The sequence below is a fragment of the Actinomadura rubteroloni genome (assembly GCF_002911665.1).
GTDB classification, from domain to species: Bacteria; Actinomycetota; Actinomycetes; order Streptosporangiales; family Streptosporangiaceae; genus Spirillospora; species Spirillospora rubteroloni.
In genome coordinates this window covers 1,707,281-1,728,462 of the sequence record NZ_MTBP01000001.1, presented here as the reverse complement: position 1 = coordinate 1,728,462, position 21,182 = coordinate 1,707,281, and the positions used below count along the sequence as shown (strand labels likewise).

The following is a 21,182-nucleotide window of genomic DNA, read 5'->3' as shown; positions in this document are numbered from 1 at the left end:
CGCCGTGGCCGACCGATGACCGAGGGAGATCCACCGATGGACTCATCGTCCCGGCCGGACGCGATCGAGATCACCGACTACCCGGCGCTGCTGCGGCGGCGCTGGCGGCTCATCCTGATCGCCGCCGCCGTCGGCCTGGCGGCGGCGTTCGCGCTCGTCCTTGTGTCCCCGAAGACCTACACCTCCCAGGCGTCGGTGCAGGTCACCGCCACGGGCGCCGAGGACACCGCGGCGGCCACGAGCAAGAACGGGACGACCAACCTCGACACCGAGGCGCAGATCGTCAAGTCCACCGAGGTCGCCACCCGGGCCCAGCAGATCCTGAAGTCGGCGGCGAACCCGCGCGCCCTCGCCGCGCGGGTCACGATCACCGTCCCGCCGAACTCGACCATCCTCAACATCGCGTTCGACGGGCCGTCGCCGACGGCCGCGCGGGACGGCGCCCACGCGTTCGCGCAGGCCTACCTGGACAACCGCGCCGCCACGGCGAGCGACAAGCTCGGCAACGACGTCAAGACCGCGACCGACCGGATCACCAAGCTCGCCGAGAAGCTCCAGAACGTCAACGCGCTGATCCGCAGCACCACGCGCGGCACCGCGTCGCACACCAACGCGCTGAACCAGCAGCGGCTCATCACCGGTGAGATCCAGGCGCTCAACCAGCGGCTCGCGCAGGCGAACATCAAAGCGTCCAACATCACCCCCGGCTCGATCATCACCGGGGCGTCGACGCCGGACACCGCGTCCAACCCGAACCCGCGGCTGTACCTGCCGGCCGGGCTGATGGCGGGGCTGCTCATCGGGCTCGTCCTCGCGGTCGTCCGGGACCGCACCGACAAGCACATCCGCCGGCCGCAGGACATCGAGCGGCTGACGGGCCTGCCGGTCCTGCTCACGACCCCGGGCGGGCGCCGGGCCCGGCCGCTCGGCCTCCAGTCCGGACGCAGCCGGGTCGGGCAGAGCTTCAACCAGCTCGCGCACCTCATCGCCGCGACGCTCGGGCACGGCCACCACGTCATCCTGGTCGCGGGCGCCGAGCGCGGGAACGGCCCCGGCGTCGTCGCGGCCAACCTCGCGGCGGCGTTCGCGCGCACCGAGTCCAACGTGCTGCTGGTCTGCGCGAACCTGGACTCCACGACCGCCGCCGACATCGTCGGCGTCCCGCAGGGCGAGGGCCTGGCCGAGGTGCTGCTGCAGCGGACCGACGCCGAGAAGGTCGTCCGGCGCGCCCCCGAGATCAAGCAGCTCCGGGTGCTGACCTGCGGGCTCGACATCGACCACGCGTCGGAGCTGCTGCAGCGCAACACGATGGAACGGCTGATCGACCGGATCCGGCAGACGGCCAAGTACACGATCGTCGAGACGTCGGCGACCTCGGTCAACGCCGACGCGCAGGCCCTCGCGGACGTCGCGGACGGCGCGGTGATCGTCGTCGAGATACCGCTGACCCGCTACGACCACGTCGCCGTCGGCCTGCGGCAGCTCGACCGGATGGGCACCGCCGTGCTCGGCGCCGTCGGAATCGGCGTGCAGAAGGACGTCGCCGCCGCCACCGCCCCGCCGAACCGGTCCGCCGCGACCGTCGCGGCGCGGCACCGGGCGGACGAGGCGGACGAGCCGCTGGTCGGCCCGGCCGCCCGGAACCGGACCGGCGACGCCGAGGACGCCGACGAGCCGCGCACCGCGCGGGGCCGCCGGCGCGGGACGCCCGTCGTCCATGAGGGCACCTCCCGCACCGCCTCGCCGCGGTTCGCGCGGCCCGGCACCGCCTCCGAGGACGGTGTGCCCATCGCGGACGTGACGGTCGGCGAGACCAGCGAGCCCCCCGGACGGTTCGAGAACGGCGACACGATCCGGTTCCGCGCCTCCGACGTCCTCAACGCGTCCCGCGCCGACGACGAGGAGAAGGACGCCGCGCCGCGCGCCGAGAAGAAGGACGAGGACGAGCCGGAGGCCGCCGACCCCGTCCCGCTCCCCAAGCTCCGGGAGATCCCGCGGCACGGTTCGCCCAACGGAACGATCCCCGACCGCATGCGGCGCCGTTAGGACCGCGCCCGTGCCCACGACCGTGCGTCACCGTCCCGTCCCGGCGGGGAGAACAGGACGACGGTGATCTCCGACCTGCCGCGGACGGGCCGGGACACCGCCCGTCCCCTCGGTGACATCCCCGAGCCGCACCGCCCCGAACCCGGCCCCGAACCGCCCGCGTGGCCGGTGACGCTGCTGTTCGTCCTGTACCCGGTGTGGTGGGCGCTCGGCCTGACGTCCATCATCTGGACGCTCGTCGCCGTGCCGATGGCGGCCTACCTCATCCGGCGGCGCCGCGTCCGCGTCCCTCCGGGCTTCCCGGTCTGGCTGCTGTTCCTGCTGTGGGCGGTGGTGGGCGTCGTGTCGCTGGGCCTGGACGCGCCCGGCACACTACCCAGCTCCGGCGGCTTCCTCGGCTACGCGCAGCGGATCGTCCTGTACGCGACGGGGACGATCCTCATGCTCTACATCGGCAACCTGTCCGAGGAGACGCTGCCGCGCCGCAGGCTGGCGAAGCTGCTCGGGATCCTCGGCGCCGTCACGGTCGTCGGCGGCGTGGTGGCGCTCGTCCTGCCGGACCTGTCGTTCATGTCGCCCGTCGAGATGGTCCTGCCCGGCGGTTTCCGGTCCAGCAAATGGGTCGAGGACATGGTCCATCCGGGGCTCGCGCAGGTCCAGGACGTCCTCGGGACGGAGGGCGCGCGGCCGAAGGCGCCGTTCGAGTACACCAACATCTGGGGCAACAACCTCGTCGTGCTGCTGGTCTGGGCGTTCGTCGCCTGGTGGGCGCACGGGTCGCGGGGATCGCGCTGGGGCGTCGGGATCCTGCTCGCCGTCGCGGCCGTCCCGACCGTGTACTCCCTCAACCGGGCCATGTGGATCGGGATCCTGCTCGCGGTCGTGTACGTCGCGTTCCGGATGATGCTGCGCGGCAAGCTGTTCGTCCTCGGCGCGCTCGGCGTCACGCTGATCGTCGGGATGATGGTGTTCGCGCTGTCGCCGCTCAGCACGATGGTCAAGGAGCGCGCGGCGCACGGGCACAGCGACAACATCCGCTCGACGCTGGCGGCGCGGTCGATCGAGGCCGCCGTCAGCTCGCCGATCCTCGGCTACGGGACGGGACGGGCGCTCCAGGGCAGCCCGTCGTCCATCGCGATCGGCCGGACCCCGGACTGCAAGCAATGCGGCAACTCGACCGTCGGCAGCACGGGCCAGCTCTGGCTGCTGCTGATCTCCAACGGCTTCGTCGGCACCGTCCTGTTCTTCGGCTTCTTCGGCCTGGTCGTGTGGCGGTACCGAAAAGACGTGACGGCCGTCGGGATCGGCGGCTCGCTCGTCGTCCTGCTGTCGTTCTGGTTCAGCACGGCCTACACCTCGGCCGGGTCGCCGCTGAACCTGACGTTCGTCGCGGTGGCCCTGCTGTGGCGCAACGACCTCGACCTTAGACAGCGACAGGAGGACACCGGGTGACCCAGCGACCGCGCGGACGCGCCGGATACGTCGCCGACCTCGGCGCACTGCTCTGGCCCGCGCCGCGCACCGTGGCGATCGGCCGGGACGCGGCGCCGCCCCGGCCCGCGCTGCGGCGGTACCTGCTCGTCCCGCACGCGCGCGAGCCGCGGCTGATGCTGCCCGCCGGACGGCGCGCGGGCGCGGCGGCGGTGCTCGGCTTCAACAAGGACCGGTCCCGCAAGGCGAGTCTGCTGTCGCACGTCCTCGCGGCCGGGCTGCGCTCCGGGCTCGCCCGGCCGCTGCTGCGCGACCGGATCACGATCGGCGGCGCGCCCGGGACCGGCGGCGCGCCCGACATCGAGGCGCATCTCGGCGCGGTGTTCGGCGCGGACGTCGTCGTCGGGCTGCACATCGGCCCGGACCGCGCGAACCGCAAGCCCGTCGCGCAGGTCCTGTCCGCGTCGGGCCGGACGCTCGGCTACGCCAAGATCGGGATCAATCCGCTCACCCGGGAGCTGGTCCGCGCGGAGCGGACGGCGCTGGAACTGCTGAACGCGCGGTCCCTGCCGACCGTCCGGGTGCCGACCGTCCGCCATGCCGGGGAGTGGAACGGGCTGGAGATCCTCGTGCTCGACCCGCTTCCGGTGTGGTCGCGGCACGTGCCCTACGACGAGGGCCGCATGGTCGCGGCGGTCCAGGAGGTCGCCGCCGTCGCCGGGCTGTCCGAGGCCCGGCTCGCCACCAGCCCGTATCTGGCGGACCTGCGGGAGCGCGCGGCCAAGACCGCGTCGCCCGGCGGGGAGGCGATCCGCGCGGCGCTCGACCGGCTCGCGGCGCGCGACGGCGACCTCGTGCTGCCGTTCGGCGCCTGGCACGGCGACTGGACGGCCTGGAACATGGCCGCGCTGCCCGGCAGCCTGCTCGTCTGGGACTGGGAGCGGTACGGCGAGGGCGTCCCGGTCGGGTACGACGCCGTCCACTACGTGATGCAGGACGCGATCACCGAGGGCCGCGCCACCGCCCGGCAGGCGGCCGAGGACGGCGTGGCGGACGCGGCGCGCCTGCTCGCGCCGCTCGGCCTGGACGCGCGGCGGGCGACGCTGGTCGCGCTGCTCTACCTGGCCGAACTCGGCACCCGCTACCTCACCGACCGGCAGGACGAGGCGGGCGCCGCCCTCGGCCGGCTCGACACCTGGCTGCTGCCGGTGCTCACCGCGTGGTCGGAGCGCCCGGCCGGCTGACCCCGCCGGACACCGAAGGGGGCGGGACCCGCGCGGGTCCCGCCCCCTTCTCGTCCGTCCCGCCCGGCGCCTCAGGCGCCGGGCGGGCTGCTCCGCCGGTGCGTCAGCGGAGGACGATCGTCCACATCACCGCCTTGTTGGCCGACGCGTTCGCCGTTGCGGCGAACCCGCCGTAGGACCCGACCGGGACGATGCCGCCCGAGTCCGCCACCAGGGTGCTGATGCTGGAGCTGGTGCCGCCGCCCGAGTGTCCCCGCTCGACGAGCCCGTCCGGCGCCGTCCACTCCGTGGTCGTGCCCTTGTCGGACCAGTAGGACACCACCAGGCTGCCGGTGCTCGCGACGTCGGCCTTCGGCGTGACGTGGGTCGTCGCCGCCGTGCCGTCGATCTTCGAGACCGCCGCCGTCACCGGGTTGGTCGGGCTGGTACTGCGGTAGGCGAGCAGCCGCAGGTCGACCTTGGCGTAGTCCGACAGGCCGACCGTCACCGCCGCGCCCGCGTCGCCCGCCGCCGCGACCCGCCGCCAGACCGTGCTGGTGACGCCGCTGGACGTGGCCTCGGAGACCTTCGTCCAGCCCGCCGGAGGCGTCGCGACCGTGACCGTGGACGAGTTCGACGTGAGCAGGAGCAGCATCCCGTCGCCGGGGGCCACGCCGGACGGCACGTTCACCGACGGGGACTTGCTGTTCCCGTTGTAGCCGTCGCCGCCGCGGTAGGTGACGGTGTCGTCCACCACCTGGACGGTCTTGGTCGTGCTGCCGGTGTCGCCGTCGTTGTCGGTGACCGTCAGCTTGACCGTGTAGGTGCCGGTGTCGGCGTAGGTGTGCTGCGGGCTCTCGCCGGTGGCGGTCTTGCCGTCGCCGAAGTCCCACGCGTACGAGGCGACGGTGCCGTCGGTGTCGGCGGACGAGCCGCCGTCGAACGTGCACGCCCGTGCCTGGCAGGACGTGGTGAACGCGGCCTTCGGCGCGACGTTCGCCTTGCCGGCGAGGACGAACAGGGCCCGCGCCCGCCAGTCGTTCTTGGTGTCGACCGTCTGGACGGTCCCCGCGACCGGCTGGCCGTTCGTGAACGTCACGCTCTTGAGGTTGCCGTTGGACTTGCTGGCCCAGTAGATCTTGCCGTTGGCGTAGAACATGCCCTGGACGTCGCTCCAGTCCAGGCCGGTGATGTTCCCGGTGGCCGTGTAGACCTCACCGCCGACGATGTCGCTGTCGGGCTCGAAGTACCGGTAGAACAGCTTGCCGGTCGCGCCGAACGCCGAGCGCGTGTAGTAGACCCGGCCGTTCACGAAGAAGCTGCCGGTGATGTCGTCCACCTCGTTGTGCCAGGTGGTCATGTTCGCGAGCTGGTCGGCGGTGTTGATCTCGACCGGGGAGCCGTAGTTCGTGCCGTCGAACGTCCGGCGGTAGAACTTGCCGGACGACGCGCCGTAGTAGAGCTGGCCGTTGATCATGAAGGCGCCGCGCGCCTTGGACCACTCGGTGCCGCCCGTCGGGACGGACGTCGTGCCGCCGACCGTCGTGCCGTCGAAGGCCCGCTTGTCGATGTTGTTGTCCGGGTTGAAGATCTGCACGCCGCCCACGGCGTAGACGTCGGCGGGCAGCTTGCCGATGTTGTTCTTCGGGATCTCCCGGCCGCCGGCGAGCGGGAACTTGGCGATCTTGGCGTGGTACTCGCCGTTGACCTGGTCGGTGTCGCTGCCGATCCACACGCCGTCGTCGGTCGGGACGATGTCCTCGACGGCGTGGCCGCGGTCGCGGGTCGGGTTCCAGTCCAGCGGCAGGCCGTTGACCGGGTCGATCGCGCTGATGCCGGGCCGGCTCACCGCGCCCTGGCACGCCGCGTCGGCGCAGAAGGGGTTGTTCAGCCAGCGGTTGTGGCCGCCGACGTAGATGACCGGGCCGGTCGGGGCGACGGCCGTGATGGTGTCGCCGCCGGTGTAGTTGATCCAGGTGGGCTTGACGTCGGTGCCCGACTGGTTCGTCTCCCAGCGCGACACCGAGTCGCAGAGGGTGTTGGCGTAGTAGGCGCCGGTCGCGCCGATCGCGAAGTAGGCGCCGTCCGGGGAGAACTCGACGTCGCGCAGGTAGGTCTCGACCGACGACGAGCACTTGGCCTCGAACGCCTTGGTGTAGTAATTCGCGACCGTCGCGCCGTCGTCGGTGAGGTTCAGCATCGCGAACTGGTCGCGGACCTGGGTGCCGACCCGGGTGAAGTTGCCGATCACGGCGAGCTTCGTCTGGTCCGGGCTGATCGCGAACTCCCAGACCTTGGTCGTCCCGCCGTTGTGCAGGCCGCTGATGCCGAGGTCGACGTAGGTGTCGGCCTCGCCGGTGTCGGGGTCGAGGCTGGCGAGGCCCGCGCGGTCGGCGGTGCCGACGGTCGCGAACGTCCCGCCGACGATGAGGTGGCCGTGGGTGAGGCCGATGTGGCGGACGATGCCGTCCAGCAGCGGGGGCTTGAACGTGGTGACCGTCGATCCGTTGGACGCGTTCAGCCGGGCGACGCCCTTGAGCGCCGCGCCGTTGACCGTGTTGAAGGCACCGCCGACGTAGACGGTCTTGCCGTCGGGCGCCTTCTGGAGTTCGTAGACCGGCTTGTCGATCTTCGGGACGAACGAGGTGTCGATCTTCCCGGTCGTCGCGTCGAACGCGAGGATGTTCGCCCGGTTGAAGGCGGTGCTGTTGCCGACCTCCTTCACCTGCGTGAAGGAGCCGCCGACGATGACCTTGCCGCCGATCTGCTCGATGGCGTAAACGGTCCCGTCGAGGATGTTGGGCGTCCAGTTCACCGGGTCGGGGTTGGCCAGCACGTCCTGCGGCAGGCGCTCGGCGGACGCGGCTCCGGCGAGGCCTACCGCTCCCGCCAGCACCAGAACCAACGCGAACAGTGCTCTGCACGTTCGTACCATCGCGGTCACTCCTGAAATGGACCCTTCGGGGCCGACGGAGAGGGCGGGCGGGAACTCGGCGCTCACGGCTGCGACGACCCGCACCAGTCGTTTGAGTTGCGCGAGAACATTACCGCCGACGGTTCCGGCTGTTCCCGCGTTACCGGAATGTCCGCGGCGGTGCACGAATTGTTATGCGCGATCGGTGACGGACCGAATACGATTGGTCATTCTCGCACGCTGCGGTAAACCTCGGCGGACGATCGGGCGTCCAGCCTGCGCACGATCGAGTACTTCCGACGCGGGCCGGAAGCGGACGGGAAAACGGTGCGGGCGCGCGGTACGGCATACTTTCCCTGCCGGGCCGGTACCGCTCCCGCCGAAGCCTGCGACCAGCCTTCCGGCCTTTTTTCCGAGGTGACATGTCCCTGTTCATCGCGGCCCTGCTGCCGCTCGGCCTGCTGCTCATCCTCGCGGCGGGAACCGCGTTCTACGCACGCGCCGGACGGCCCGCCGCCGACCGGGGCGTCCCGCTCCTGGCGCGGACGCTCGGCGGGCTGAACGCGCCGCTGCGCTTCACGATCGTGGCGGGCGCGGGGCTCGCCGTCGCCTACGGGATCTCGGCCGCGCTCGGTCCCGTCGCGATGGCCTGCCAGCCGTTCGACGATTCGGCGTACAAGTTCATCGTCGAGCACCACCTGCACGCGTGGGTGTCGTTCAACCGGGTCATCACCGACGTCAGCGGCTCGTGGCTCGTGCGCGGGACGTGCGTGGGCGCGGCGCTCATGCTGACGCTCGTGTGGCGCCGGCACCGCTGGCTGCCCGCCGTGGCGATGGGGACGATGCTGTTCGCGTCGCACTACCTGGTCCTCGGGCTGACCTACCTTATGGACCGTCCGGCACCGCCCCATTCGGGCGGCACCTATCCGTCCGGCGGCAACGTCCGAGTTGTGGCGGTTTATGGGCTCGTAGCGTTCTTTTTCCTGGCAGCGGCCCGGACAGGACGCCGTGGCCGCGTAGTGGCATGGACCATTCTCGCGCTCCTTGCGTACGTGGAGGCTTACTCTCGGTCATATCTGGCGGTTCACTGGGTGACCGACGTGATCGCCGGACTCGTCTTCGGGAGTCTGCTTCTCACCGCCCTGACCCTCGCTTCGGACGCGGCGCTCGCCGGTGAGGACCCGGTGGGCGAGTCCGCGTCCGGCACGGGATCCCCGGCCGCCGGCAGGCGGCGACTGCCCGCCTGAGCAGCGGCGCGGACGAACGGGGGGTCCAGGTGAACAAGTCGGCGGGAGCGTCCGGCGGGACGGGGCGGCGGCGCGCGGTCGCCGCCGGGCTGGCGGCGGGACTGGCGGTCGCGGGCGGCGGCGCGGTCTACGCCTGGCGGCACGGCGGACCGGACGTCCGGGGGCTCGCGGACTATCCGCGCGGCGGTCCGCAAGCGCCCCGCACGGGCGCGTGGTTCGGCGCCTACGTCGAACCGCGCGACGGCGACCACACGCAGCAGGGGCTGATCAACGCCGTCACCGACTACGACCGCCGGATCGGCGGGCCGCTCGACCTCGTCCGCACCTACTACCCGTGGAACAAGGAGTTCCCGCGCGACGTCGACCGCCGGTTCGCGGGCGAGGGGCGCGTCGTGATGATCGGGTGGGGCGGCACCAAGACCGGGTCGATCATCGACGGGGACCAGGACGACGTGATCCGCGCCCGCGCGCGGGGGCTCAAGGCGCTCGGCAAGCCCGTCCTGCTGGCCTGGCGGGGCGAGATGGATCGTCCCAACCTCGCGTCCGAGGTCGGCGGCCCGAAGAAGTACATCGCCGCGTGGAAGCGCATCCGCGCGATCTTCCACGACGAGGGCGCGGACAACGTCGGCTGGGTGTGGTGCCCGACGGCCGAGGGGTTCGACAACGGGCGGGCGCCCGCCTACTACCCGGGCGACGGCCAGGTGGACTGGCTCTGCTCCGACGGCTACGCCTACCCCACGCTGACCGAGCCCGCGAAGATCTTCGGCGCGTGGCTGGCCTGGGCCGGCAAGCATGACAAACCTGCGGTCATCGGCGAATACGGTGCGGAGGAGAATGGCGGGGCGCGGGTCGGCTGGCTCCAGTCGTTCGGGACGTACATCCAGCAGAACGCCCAGGTCAAGGCCGTCGCGTACTACGACAAGGACCACCAGCACAACGCGAGCACCGTCATGCGGTACTCGCTGCGCGGGCACCCGGCGTCGATGAAGGCGTTCCGCGACCTGGCCCACACCCCCTACTTCGACCCCGACCAAAGGAGACGGCGTGGCTGATTCCTCGGCGCTGGTCCGTCCGGCGAAGCAGACCGTCCGCAAGGGCCTGCGCGCGGTGGGCAGACTCACCCACGAGGCCCGGATGGTCCCCGACTTCCTCATCGTCGGCGCCCAGCGCTGCGGGACCACCTCGCTGTTCCGCTACCTGCGCGAGCATCCGGGCGTCCTGCGGGACCGGTTCGACAAGGGCGTCCACTACTTCGACATGTCCTACCAGCGCGGCTTCGCCTGGTACCGGGGGCACTTCCCGCTGACGGCCACCGCACGGCTCTCTGAGCGCCGCACCGGCATCCGTCCGCAGACGTTCGAGGCCAGCCCGTTCTACCTGTTCCACCCGCTCGCGCCCGAGCGCATCGCCCGCGACCTGCCGGACGCCAAGCTGATCGTCATGGTCCGCGACCCCGTCGAGCGCGCCTACTCCGCGCACGCCCAGGAGGTGCGGCGCGGCTTCGAGACCGAGCCGTTCGACCGCGCCCTGGAGCTGGAGGACGAGCGGCTGCGCGGCGAGATCGAGCGCATGGTCGAGGATCCGGCGTACGTGAGCTTCGCCGTCCAGCACCACGCCTACCGGGCGCGCGGACGGTACGCCGAGCAGCTCGAACGGCTCGAAGGGCTCGTCGGGCGCGAGCGCATCCACGTCGTCGACAACCACGAGCTGGCCACGTCCCCCGAGACGGTGTACGACGGCGTCCTGGACTTCCTCGGCCTCCCCCGCACCGGCTACCCGGTGTTCGAGCGGCACAACTCCGCGCCGCGCGCCGCCGCGTTCCCCGACGCGCTGCGCCGCGAGCTGGACGACCACTTCGCCCCCGAGGACGAGCGGCTGACCCGCTGGCTCGGCAAGGCGCCGTCGTGGCGCTGACCCGATGACCGCGACGGCGCCCGCGCGGGGCACCGCCGACCTGCGCGCGCTCGCCCGCGGCGGCGTCCTCAACATCGTGGCGGCGGGCTTCGGCGCGCTCGCGCAGTTCGCGATCGTCGTCGTGCTGACGCGGGGGTTCAGCAAGCACAGCGCCGGAGTGTTCTTCGCGGCCACGACCGTGTTCCTCGTCGGCGCGGCGCTCGCCCGGCTCGGCACCGACGTCGGGCTCGTGTACTTCATCGCCCGCAGCCGCGCCCTCGGCCGCGCGGGCCGCGCGGCGGCGTACGTGCGGGTCGCGGTGCCCGCCGTGCTCGGCGCGGCCGTCGCCGCCGGCGCCGGGATCTACGCCGCCGCGCCGTGGCTCGCCGACGTCGCGCTGGACGGCGCGGGCGGCGAGGGCGTCCGCTATCTGCGCGCGCTCGCGGTCTTCCTGCCCGCCGCCGTGCTGAGCGACACCGCGCTCGCCGCGACGCGGGGCTTTCGCGCCATGCGGCCGACCGCGCTGACCGAGAGCATCGGCCGCCAGGCCGTCCAGCTCGCCGCGCTGGCCGCCGCCGCCGTGGCGGGCGCGACCTGGTCGCTCGGGCTCGGCTGGGCCGGGCCGTACCTGCTGAGCGCCGTCGTCGCCGTGCTGTGGCTGCGCTCGCTCATGCGCGGGACGGGCGACGGCGCCGCCGAGCCCGGGACGGCCCGGGAGTTCTGGCGCTACACCGCACCGCGCGCCGTGGCGTCGCTGGCGCAGATCGTCCTGCAGCGGTTCGACATCGTGCTGGTCGCGTCGCTGCTCGGGCCCGTCCAGGCCGCCGTCTACACCGCCGCGACGCGGTTCGTGGTCGTCGGGCAGATCGGCAACCAGGCGCTCGGCCAGGCCGTGCAGCCGCAGCTCAGCGAGGTCCTCTCGCGCGGCGACCTGCGCGGCGCACGGGAGCTGTACCAGACGGCGACGTCCTGGCTCGTCCTGCTGACCTGGCCCGTCTACCTGCTGTTCGCCGCGTTCGCGCCGCACGCGCTGCGGCTGTTCGGCCCCGGCTACCAGGACGGCGCGACCGTCGTCGTGGTCCTGTCGCTGACGATGCTGTTCGCCACGATCTGCGGGCAGGTCGACACCGTCCTGATCATGGCGGGGAAGACGTCGTGGAACCTCGCCAACATCGTCCTCGCGATGTCGGTCAACATCGCGGCCGACGCGGTGCTCATCCCCCGCATGGGCATCACCGGGGCTGCCGTGGGCTGGTCGATCGGGCTCGTCGTCAAGAACGCGGTGCCGCTCGTCCAGATCGCCGTCGCGCTGCGGCTGCACCCGTTCGGCCGCGGCACGCTGACGGCGGCGGCGCTGGCCGCGCTCTGCCTCGGCGTCCCACCCCTCGTCCCCCGGCTGCTGGGCGGCGGGCTCGTCCCGCTCGCCGCCGCGGGCGCGCTCGGCGCCGCCGGCTACGCGGCGGCCTGCCTGCGCGCCCGGGACCTGCTGAAACTCGACCGGCTGCGCCGGGTCCGGCGCGGGACGGCCGCGCCGTGACCGCTGCACCCCCCAGGAGACGCACGTGCCCGAACCCCCTCGCCATGTCCTGCTCATCGGATCGGCCGGCGGCCACCTCACTCAGCTCGTCGCCCTGGAGGCGTGGTGGAAGGGGCACCGGCGCACCTGGGTGACGTTCGAGTCGCGGCACGCCGAGTCGCTGCTGGCCGGGGAGGACGCGGTCGTGTGGGCGCACCACCCGACCACCCGCAACATCCCGAACCTGCTGCGCAACACGCGGCTCGCGTGGCGGCTGCTGCGCCGGTCCCGGCCGGACGCGATCGTGTCGGCCGGGGCGGGCGTCGCGCTCCCGTTCTTCGTGCTGGCCCGGCTGATGCGCATCCCGTCGGTCTACATCGAGGTCTACGACCGCATCGACTCGCCGACCCTGACCGGACGGCTGTGCCGCCCGTTCGCCTCGCTGTTCCTCGTCCAGTGGGAGGAGCAACGCCGCTTCTACCGGAACGCCGTCGTCGTGGGGAACCTGCTGTGAGCGCGTCTGCGGCGCGCGCCGCGCGCTGGACTGAGGAGCGGCGGGAGCTTGCGACCAGAGCGACGAGGGAAGCGCGCGGCATGTGGCGCGCCGCGGGCGCGCGGGGAACACAGCGCGCGCCTGCGGCGCGCGCCGCGCGCTGGACTGAGGAGCGCGCGCAGCGAGGGACGAGTGAGCACGTGACGAGGGAAGCGCGCGGCTTCGGGCGCGCCGCGGGCGTGCGGGAGACACAGCGCGCGCCCGCGGCGCGCGCCGCGCGCTGGACTGAGGAGCGGCGGGAGCTTGCGACCAGAGCGACGAGGGAAGCGCGCGGCTCGAAGCGCGCCGCGGGCGCGCGGGAGACACAGCGCGCGCCTGCGGCGCGCGCCGCGCGCTGGACTGAGGAGCGGCGGGAGCTTGCGACCAGAGCGACGAGGGAAGCGCGCGGCTCAGAGCGCGCCGTAGGCGAGCGGGGAACACTGTGAACGAACGTCCGCTGGTGCTGGTCACGGTCGGCACCGACCACCACAGGTTCGACCGGCTCATCGCATGGGTGGACGCCTGGGCCGCCGGCGCCGGGGACCGGGTGCGCTGCGTCGTGCAGCACGGGTCGTCCCGGGCGCCCGAGCACGCCGAGGCCCGCGACTTCCTCGACCACGCCGAGCTGCTGGAGCTGATGGAGCGGGCGGCGGTCGTCGTCACGCACGCCGGGGCGTCCACGATCGGCGAGGCGCGGCGGCTCGGCCGGCTGCCGGTCATCGTGCCGCGCGACCCGACGCTGGAGGAGATCGTCGACGGCCATCAGATCGACTTCCTGCGCCGCATCGCCGACAAGGGGCTCGTGGTCGCGTGCGCGTCCGAGGAGGACCTGCACGGACGGCTCGACGCCCTCCTGGACGACCCGCGCCGCTACCTGCTCGCCGAGGGCGACTCCGGGGCGGCGCAGGCGGCGGCCGTGCGGCGGACGGGCACGCTCATCGACACGCTGATGGCGGTGGCGTCCGGCCCGTCGGACGCGCCCGAGCCGGAAGCCGCCGAGGCCGGCGAGTGGCCGGAGGTGACCGTCGTGATCGCGACGCGGGACCGTCCCGAGCTGCTGCGGACCGCGATCGACGCCGTCCTCGCCCAGGACTACCCCGGCGAGATCCACTGCCTCGTCGTCCACGACCAGGCCGAACCCGACCACGGGCTGGCCCTGGAGAAGGACCGGCGGCGCGTCTCGGTCACCGTCAACGGCCGCACGCCCGGTCTCGCGGGCGCCCGCAACACCGGCATCCTCGCCGCGACGGGCACGCTGGTCGCGTTCTGCGACGACGACGACCGCTGGCTGCCCGGCAAGCTCACCGCGCAGGTCACGGCGCTGCGCGCGACGCCCGGCGCCGTGCTGGCCTGCTGCGGCATCCGCGTGCTCTACGGCGAGACCACCGTCGACCGGACGCTCGACCGGCGCACCGTCGCGTTCGCCGACCTGCTGCGGTCGCGGCTCACCGAACTGCACCCCTCCACGTTCGTCCTGCGCCGGGACGCGCTCGTGGACGGCTTCGGCCTGGTCAGCGAGGAAGTCCCCGGCAGCTACGGCGAGGACTACGAGTTTCTGCTCCGGGCGGCGCGGCACGGCGTGATCGTGAACGTGCCGGACGTCCATGTCGAGGTGCTGTGGCACCAGCGGTCGTACTTCGCGCAGCGGTGGCGGACGATCGCGGACGCGCTGGACTGGCTGCTGGAGCGCTTCCCCGAGTTCCGGCTCGTCCCGGCCGGACGCGCCCGGATCACCGGGCAGATCGCGTTCGCCGAGGCCGCGTCGGGGCGGCGCCGCGCCGCGCTGCGCTGGGCGGCCCGCACGGCGCGGGCGAACTGGCGGGAGCCGCGCGCCTACCTGGCGGTGGCGGTGGCGCTGCGGCTGGTCGGCGCGGACCGGATCGTCCGGTTCCTGCATCGCCGGGGACGCGGGATCTGAGCGGGCCGGGGGCGGCGGGCGCCGCCCCCGGACTCACCCGTCCAGCTCGTCGGGGTTGACGTACGGCGCCTGGCCCGCGTGCGCGAACGCCACGACCTCCAGCGGCCGGTCCATGAGCCGGTACGGGCAGGCCATGCCCTTCGGCGGCTGCCAGAGCTGCACCGCCTTGATCTGCGGGTAGCGGCTCAGCGCCCGCGGGATCTGCGCGTACCAGCGCACCGACAGATTCGGGTCCTCGAACCGGACCGAGGCCATGCCGTTGAGCATGTACGGCTTATCCGGGTCGATGCCCGCGCGGGCGCCGTCGCCCTTCAGCCAGTTGTAGAAGGGGAGGAAGGTCTCCTCGAACGTGCGGAACCTGCGGTCCTCCCACGTCCGGCCGTCGCAGAGCGTGCCGAGGTAGTTCTCCCAGCCGATCCAGTCGACGTAGGAGTTGCCCGGGTAGAAGCGCGCGGCGCGCGGCAGGTTGCCCGCGTAGCCGGTCAGCACCCACGTCCAGACGGCGTTGGTGGCGCCGTAGCGCGTGTAGACGTCGTGGACGTGCCGCCACGCGCGCACGTAGTCCTCGGGCGTGCCCCGGCTGTTGATCTTCGGCTTGGCGTCGGGCTCGTGGTCGAACGTGACGAACACGGGCGTGCGGAGCCCGGCGATGCCCTGAGCTTGCCGGGCGAGCGAGGCGTCCCAGCGGCCGGCGGCGACGTCGGCCCAGCGGGCGTCCCCGGAACCGCCGAACGGGCGGCTCGCGATGTTGACGTGCAGGATCCGGCCCTGGGCGGCGAGCTGCCGGGCGGGCGGGCTCGGCACGTTGACCTGGTCGACGCCGTACCAGAAGTGGACGATGTCGAACGAGCGCCCGACCTCCGACTCCAGCGTGGCCAGGGAGTCGACACCCGGGCTCACGCCCCACCACGTCCCGCAGCCGGGCACGAGGTCGGCGCGCTGCGCGCAGTCGTCCTGCGCGCGGAGCCCCGGCTTCGCGGTCCGGCGCACGGTCCGGCGCGCGGTGCGGACGGTCTTGCGGTCGCCGTCGGCCGCGCGGGCGGACGGCGTCACCGTGGGCCGCGCGGTGGTCGGCGCGGTGGTCGGCGAGACGGCGGGCGTGACGTCGTCGGTCGCGCCCACGGGCCAGGTGTCGTCCACCGATTGCACGGCGGCCGGTTCGGACCGGGCGTCCAGCGCGACGACGAGTCCGCCCGCGATGGCGGCGCAGCCGAGGGCGATCTCGGCGAGGCGCCGGGCCCGGCGGCGCGCGCGACGCCGAGTTTCGCGGGAATGCGGGGAACGTCCGGATGAATCAAGCACGACCCGAAGATAGCCGCGTCACTTACATAACGGAATCTGCGGCCACATTGGGACAGTCGACAGGTCGCATTACGGGCAATTCTCTAGTGAATTCGTCGGGAATAGCCGTACCGGCCGAGCATCGGGGCGGTCACGGCCGTGACGACCGCGCGGTGCAGCGGGCCGGTCGCCTCCTTCCACGCCTCGTCCGCGCGCAGTTCCACCGCGCCGGTGCGGAAGCGCATGGGGTTCCCCGCCACCTGGTGGTTGGCGGCGAGCCGGACGGTCGTCGCGTCCTCGAACGGCGGCTCGGCGTCGGGCAGGCCCGCGAACCGGGCGACGCGCCGGACCGTCCCGGACGGCTCGGCCGTGAACTCCTCGTACCGCACCCGCAGCGTCGGCACGCCGCGCCGCGCGAGCACGTCGAACCCGGCGTTCTGGGCGTCCCAGTGCAGCGCGGTCTTGGCGGGCGACCAGCGGGCCATGAACTCGCCCTCGGCCGAGCCGTCCGCCGCCTCGGGCCGCCGCACCACCTTGGCCCACGAGTGCGCGACCGCGCGCGGGTCCCGCACGACGTGGACGATCCGCAGGTCGATCTCGTCGCTCCAGCGCAGGCAGTGCGCGAGCGACGCGGACTTGCTGGAGTCGATGAGCACGCGGGCGTCCCCGGCCGTCCGCGCGGCGCGGTACAGCCGCGCGTAGACCGCGTTGTGGCGCCGGACGCGCTCGGCCAGCGGCGCGGCGAGTCTCCGGCGGGCGAGCGACGGGATGAAGCGCGTCCGGTCCACCGAGCCCTTCAGCTCCAGGAACGCGTCGATGTCGAACGCGTCCCAGCCCCCGAACGCCTCGGCGCCGACCCGCTGCCAGAACACGCACTCGCCGAACGTGGCGCCGCAGCCGCAGCGCTCGCCGTCCAGCACGCCGCGCTGCCACAGATGGACGGCCTCGCCGAGCGCGAACGCCCCGGGCAGTTCGCCGACGATCCGTTCCAGCAGCGTGGAGCCGCTGCGTCCCAGCCCGCCGATGAACACGACGACGGGACGTTCCGATGCGCTCAACGTCAGCTCGCTCTCTCAGGGCGCGTACCGCGCCGCCTTCCACCAGTCGGTGTGGTCCGCGTACCAGCGGACCGTCGCGGCCAGGCCCCGCTCGAACGGCACCGCGGGGGCGTATCCAAGCCGCCGCAACCGGTCGCCGCTGAGCCGATAGCGTAGATCATGGCCTTTGCGGTCGGGGACGTATCGGACCATGTCCGGAGGAGCGTCGCACAGCTCCAGCAGGCGCGCGGTGAGGTCGCGGTTGCTCAGGGACGTCGTGCCGACGATGTGGTGGACGGCGCCGGGCTCGCCGCGTTCGGCGACGAGCTGGACGGCGCGGGCGTGGTCCTCGACGTGCGTCCACTGCCGGACGTTGCGGCCGTCGCCGTAGAGCGGCACCGGACGTCCTTGCAGCAGGTTCGTGACGAACAGCGGGATCAGCTTCTCGGGGTACTGGTACGGGCCGTAGGTGTTGCCGCAGCGCGTCACCGACACCGGGAGGCCGTGGGTGCGGGCGTAGGCGAGCGCGACCAGGTCGCCGCCCGCCTTCGCCGCCGCGTAGGGGGAGCTCGGGCGCGGCGGGGCGTCCTCGCCGAAGGCCGTGCCGTCGTCGGCGCTGCCGTAGACCTCGTCGGTGGAGACCTGGACGATCCGGGGCACGCCCGCGTCCAGGCACGCCCGCATGAGCGTCTCGACGCCGAGCGTGTTGGTGCGGACGAACACCGACGCGTCCTCGATGGAACGATCCACGTGCGACTCGGCGGCGAAGTTCACCACCGCGTCGTGGCCCGGGACGACGTCGGCCAGCAGCGCCGCGTCGCACACGTCGCCGTGCACGAACGCGTACCCGCCGTCCACCGGGGCGAGGTTGGCGAGGTCGCCCGCGTAGGTCAGCGCGTCCAGGACCGTGACGCGGGCGCCCGCCCACTCCGGGTACCGCCCGGACACCAGGTCACGGACGTACTGCGAGCCGACGAAGCCCGCTCCGCCCGTGACCAGCACCCGGCGCGCCACCCGGCTACTTCGCCCCGGTGATCATGCCGGCGGCGACGGTGTTGTTGGTGGCCTCGTCGATGAGGATGAAGCCGCCGGTGAGGCGGTTGCGGGCGTAGTCGTCCACGAACAGCGGCTGGGTGACGCGCAGGGACACGCGGCCGATCTCGTTGAGGCCGAGGCTCTGCGCGGACTCGTCGCGGTGCAGCGTGTTGACGTCCAGGCGGTAGTTCAGCTCCTTCACCATCGCCTTGGCCGTCCGCGTCGTGTGCTTGAGGACGACCTTCATCCGCGGTGTGAGCTGCCGGTCGGGCGTCATCCAGCAGACCATCGCGTCGAGGTCCTGGGCGACCTCCGGCCGGTTGTTCGGCCGGGCGATCATGTCGCCGCGGGAGATGTCGATCTCGTCGGCCAGGCGCAGGGTGACCGACATCGGGGCGAACGCCTCGTCGACGGGCCCGCCCGGGCCGTCGATGTGCGTGATCGTGGTGGTGAGGCCGGACGGGAGGTGGACGACCTCGTCACCGGGCTTGAGCACGCCGCCGGCGACCTGGCCCGCGTAGCCGCGGTAGTCGTGCAGCTCGGGGTCGGTGGAGGCGTGCGGGCGGATCACGTACTGGACCGGGAACCGCACGTCGATCAGGTTGCGGTCGGAGGCGATGTGGACGTGCTCCAGGTGGTGCAGCAGCGACGGCCCCTCGTACCAGGGCATGTTCACCGACCGCTCCACCACGTTGTCGCCGTGCAGCGCCGACAGCGGGATGAAGGTCAGGTCCGCCACGTCCAGCTTGGACGCGAACGCCGTGAACTCATCCACGATCGACTCGTAGGTGCCCTGCTCGTAGCCGACCAGGTCCATCTTGTTGACCGCGACGACCAGGTGCGGGACCTTCAGCAGCGTCGTCAGGAACGCGTGGCGGCGCGACTGCTCCAGGATGCCCTTGCGGGCGTCCACCAGGATGATCGCCAGGTCGGCGGTGGAGGCGCCGGTGACCATGTTCCGGGTGTACTGGATGTGCCCGGGGGTGTCGGCGATGATGAACTTGCGGCGCGGCGTCGCGAAGTAGCGGTACGCCACGTCGATCGTGATGCCCTGCTCGCGCTCGGCCCGCAGGCCGTCGGTCAGCAGCGCCAGGTTGGTGTACTCCTCGCCCCGGTCGGCGCTGGTGCGCTCCACCGATTCGAGCTGGTCCTCGAAGATCGACTTGGAGTCGTACAGCAGCCGGCCGATGAGGGTGGACTTGCCGTCGTCCACGCTGCCGGCGGTGGCGAACCGCAGGATGTCCATCTGCTTGGGGGCGGCCATCAGAAATAGCCCTCCTTCTTGCGGTCCTCCATCGCGGCCTCGCTGGCCCGGTCGTCGGCGCGGGTCTGGCCGCGCTCGGTGATCCGGGTGGCCGCGATCTCCTCGATCACGTCGTCCAGCGACACCGCCGACGACTTCACCGCGCCCGTGCAGGACGCGTCGCCGACCGTCCGGTACCGGACCGTGGCCTCGAACACCGGCTCGTCGTCGCCCCGGTTGGCGTACGGCAGGTCCGCCAGCAGCATCCCGTCGCGCTCGAACACCCGCCGCGAATGCGCGAAGTAGATCGACGGAAGCTCCAGCTCCTCACGCCGCACGTAGTCCCAGATGTCCAGCTCCGTCCAGTTCGAGAGCGGGAACACCCGCACGTGCTCACCCTGGCGGATCTTGGTGTTGTACAGGTTCCACAGCTCGGGCCGCTGGTTCTTCGGGTCCCACTGGCCGAACTCGTCGCGGAACGACACCACCCGCTCCTTGGCGCGGGCCTTCTCCTCGTCGCGGCGGGCGCCGCCGAACGCCGCGTCGAAACGGTGCTCCTCGATCGCGTCCAGCAGTGTCGTGGTCTGGAGGCGGTTGCGGCTCGCGCGACGGCCCGTCTCCTCCACCACGCGCCCGGAGTCGATCGACGCCTGCACCGACGCCACCACCAGCCGGACGCCCAGCTCGGCCACCCGCCGGTCCCGGTACTCGATCACCTCGGGGAAGTTGTGGCCGGTGTCCACGTGCATCACCGGGAACGGGACCGGCGCCGGCGCGAACGCCTTCTGCGCCAGGCGCAGCATCACGATGCTGTCCTTGCCGCCGGAGAACAGCAGCACGGGACGCTCGAACTCCGCCGCCACCTCCCGGATGATCTGAATGGACTCGGCTTCGAGGACGTCCAACTGGGACAGCAGATAATCGCAGCGCTGCATCGTCTCGGGTCTCTCCACGCTCTCTGGCGGTCGCACCGGTGGGGCGCCGGGCCTTCTCTGGGTCAACCCGGCAGGGCGTCGCTCACATCCCGGATGCCGGTCAGCAGCGTCGATGCCGACACGGGGTGGCACACCAGGATATCCGGCAATGTGGGGTCCGGCCGGTTATAGGCCAGTGGCGACCCGTCCACCCGGGACGCGTGGGCGCCCGCGGCCAGCGCCACCGCCGCCGGGGCGGCCGAGTCCCACTCGTACTGGCCGCCCGCGTGGACGTAGGCGTCGACCTCGCCCAGCAGGACGGCCGAGATCTTCGCGCCCGCCGAGCCGATGGGCACGAGCGTCACGTCGAGGTCGAGCTTCTCCGCGAGCCGCTGGACGAACTCCGGCGGACGGGTCCGGCTGACCGCAATGCGCAGCTTCCCGGGCTCGGGTTCGGGGACGCGCAGGTCCGTCTCGCCCGCCCTGGCACCGCCCGGAACCGTGCGCAACGTCACACCCTGCGCGGGCAGCGCGACGGCTCCGGCCGCCAGTTCGCCCTTCACCCAGAGCGCCACGTGGACGGCCCAGTCCGCGCGGCCCTCCTCGGAGTACTCGCGGGTGCCGTCCAGCGGGTCCACGATCCACACCCGGTCGGCGGCGAGGCGGTCGGCGTCGCGGGTGTTGCCCGTCGGGGCGCGGTCCGCGCCGCCGCGCGAGCGCTTGCCCGCCGCCGACGAGCGGCCCTCCTCCGACAGGACGGCGTCGCCCGGACGGCGCTCGGCGATCGCGGCCATCAGGTGCTCGTGGGCGCGCAGGTCGCCGGTGTCCTTGAGGACGCGCGGGTCGCCGTGGCCCACCTCCGCCCGGACGGCCAGCAGCAGCCGTCCGGCCTCGGTGGCCAGCTCCGCGGCGAGCGCGTGGTCGTCCGCCGCCGTGTGCTCCGTCATCCGCG

General features: G+C 72.7%; 16 protein-coding genes. 9 read left to right on the top strand and 7 right to left on the bottom strand.

Translation table 11 applies throughout. From position 1 onward, the window contains the following. Positions 1–36: 36 nt before the first annotated feature. From BTM25_RS07645 to BTM25_RS07635, 3 genes are all read left to right on the top strand, one after another. The gene (locus BTM25_RS07645; RefSeq protein ID WP_168212043.1) at positions 37–2,046 is read left to right on the top strand and encodes a Wzz/FepE/Etk N-terminal domain-containing protein; all 2,010 of its coding nucleotides are present in this window, start codon (positions 37–39) and stop codon (positions 2,044–2,046) included. A 63-nt stretch (positions 2,047–2,109) separates the two neighbouring features. Beyond that, complete coding sequence (locus tag BTM25_RS07640; protein ID WP_103561996.1) at positions 2,110–3,498, top strand: O-antigen ligase family protein; 1,389 nt, start codon at positions 2,110–2,112, stop codon at positions 3,496–3,498. Further along, on the top strand, positions 3,495–4,721 hold the full coding sequence (locus BTM25_RS07635) for a hypothetical protein (protein WP_103561995.1): 1,227 nt from the start codon (positions 3,495–3,497) through the stop codon (positions 4,719–4,721). Before BTM25_RS07640 ends, BTM25_RS07635 begins: the two co-directional genes overlap by 4 nt. 103 nt (positions 4,722–4,824) lie before the next feature. Here BTM25_RS07635 and BTM25_RS07630 read toward each other — a convergent pair whose 3' ends face one another. After that, entirely contained in the window at positions 4,825–7,635 is a 2,811-nt protein-coding gene (locus BTM25_RS07630) for a PKD domain-containing protein (protein ID WP_103561994.1), read from the bottom strand. 401 nt (positions 7,636–8,036) lie between these two features. On the opposite strand from BTM25_RS07630, the gene BTM25_RS07625 reads away from it, so the two are divergent. The 6 genes from BTM25_RS07625 (at position 8,037) to BTM25_RS07595 (ending at position 14,720) form a co-directional block, all read left to right on the top strand. Then, positions 8,037–8,861 carry a phosphatase PAP2 family protein gene (locus BTM25_RS07625; RefSeq protein WP_103561993.1) on the top strand — a complete coding sequence of 275 codons (825 nt, stop codon included), beginning with the start codon at positions 8,037–8,039 and terminating at the stop codon, positions 8,859–8,861. A gap of 29 nt (positions 8,862–8,890) precedes the next feature. After that, positions 8,891–9,913, top strand: a complete 1,023-nt coding sequence (locus tag BTM25_RS07620) for a glycoside hydrolase family 26 protein (protein WP_103561992.1) — start codon at positions 8,891–8,893, stop codon at positions 9,911–9,913. Continuing rightward, positions 9,906–10,775, top strand: a complete 870-nt coding sequence (locus BTM25_RS07615) for a sulfotransferase family protein (RefSeq protein WP_235828285.1) — start codon at positions 9,906–9,908, stop codon at positions 10,773–10,775. Before BTM25_RS07620 ends, BTM25_RS07615 begins: the two co-directional genes overlap by 8 nt. Before the next feature lie 4 nt (positions 10,776–10,779). Further along, positions 10,780–12,291, top strand: a complete 1,512-nt coding sequence (locus BTM25_RS07610; RefSeq protein ID WP_103561991.1) for a lipopolysaccharide biosynthesis protein — start codon at positions 10,780–10,782, stop codon at positions 12,289–12,291. A 25-nt stretch (positions 12,292–12,316) separates the two neighbouring features. After that, positions 12,317–12,784, top strand: coding sequence for a PssD/Cps14F family polysaccharide biosynthesis glycosyltransferase (gene pssD, locus BTM25_RS07605; protein ID WP_235828284.1), 468 nt, complete (start codon positions 12,317–12,319; stop codon positions 12,782–12,784). Between the two features lie 460 nt (positions 12,785–13,244). Then, positions 13,245–14,720 (top strand): glycosyltransferase, encoded by a 1,476-nt coding sequence (locus BTM25_RS07595; RefSeq protein ID WP_103561989.1) that lies wholly within the window; start codon positions 13,245–13,247, stop codon positions 14,718–14,720. Between the two features lie 33 nt (positions 14,721–14,753). Here BTM25_RS07595 and BTM25_RS07590 read toward each other — a convergent pair whose 3' ends face one another. From BTM25_RS07590 to BTM25_RS07565, 6 genes are all read right to left on the bottom strand, one after another. Further along, entirely contained in the window at positions 14,754–16,022 is a 1,269-nt protein-coding gene (locus BTM25_RS07590; RefSeq protein ID WP_103561988.1) for a glycosyl hydrolase, read from the bottom strand. Positions 16,023–16,105: 83 nt separating this feature from the next. Beyond that, complete coding sequence (locus tag BTM25_RS07585) at positions 16,106–17,059, bottom strand: sulfotransferase family protein (protein WP_235828283.1); 954 nt, start codon at positions 17,057–17,059, stop codon at positions 16,106–16,108. Positions 17,060–17,074: 15 nt separating this feature from the next. Further along, positions 17,075–18,052, bottom strand: coding sequence for a dTDP-glucose 4,6-dehydratase (gene rfbB / locus BTM25_RS07580; protein WP_103561986.1), 978 nt, complete (start codon positions 18,050–18,052; stop codon positions 17,075–17,077). Between the two features lie 4 nt (positions 18,053–18,056). Continuing rightward, positions 18,057–19,319: a sulfate adenylyltransferase subunit 1 gene (locus BTM25_RS07575; protein WP_103562817.1), complete on the bottom strand. Its 1,263-nt coding sequence runs from the start codon at positions 19,317–19,319 to the stop codon at positions 18,057–18,059. Between the two features lie 17 nt (positions 19,320–19,336). Continuing rightward, positions 19,337–20,251: a sulfate adenylyltransferase subunit CysD gene (gene cysD / locus BTM25_RS07570; RefSeq protein ID WP_103561985.1), complete on the bottom strand. Its 915-nt coding sequence runs from the start codon at positions 20,249–20,251 to the stop codon at positions 19,337–19,339. 62 nt (positions 20,252–20,313) lie between these two features. Further along, positions 20,314–21,177, bottom strand: a complete 864-nt coding sequence (locus BTM25_RS07565; RefSeq protein WP_103561984.1) for a 3'(2'),5'-bisphosphate nucleotidase CysQ — start codon at positions 21,175–21,177, stop codon at positions 20,314–20,316. Positions 21,178–21,182 lie beyond the last annotated feature (5 nt).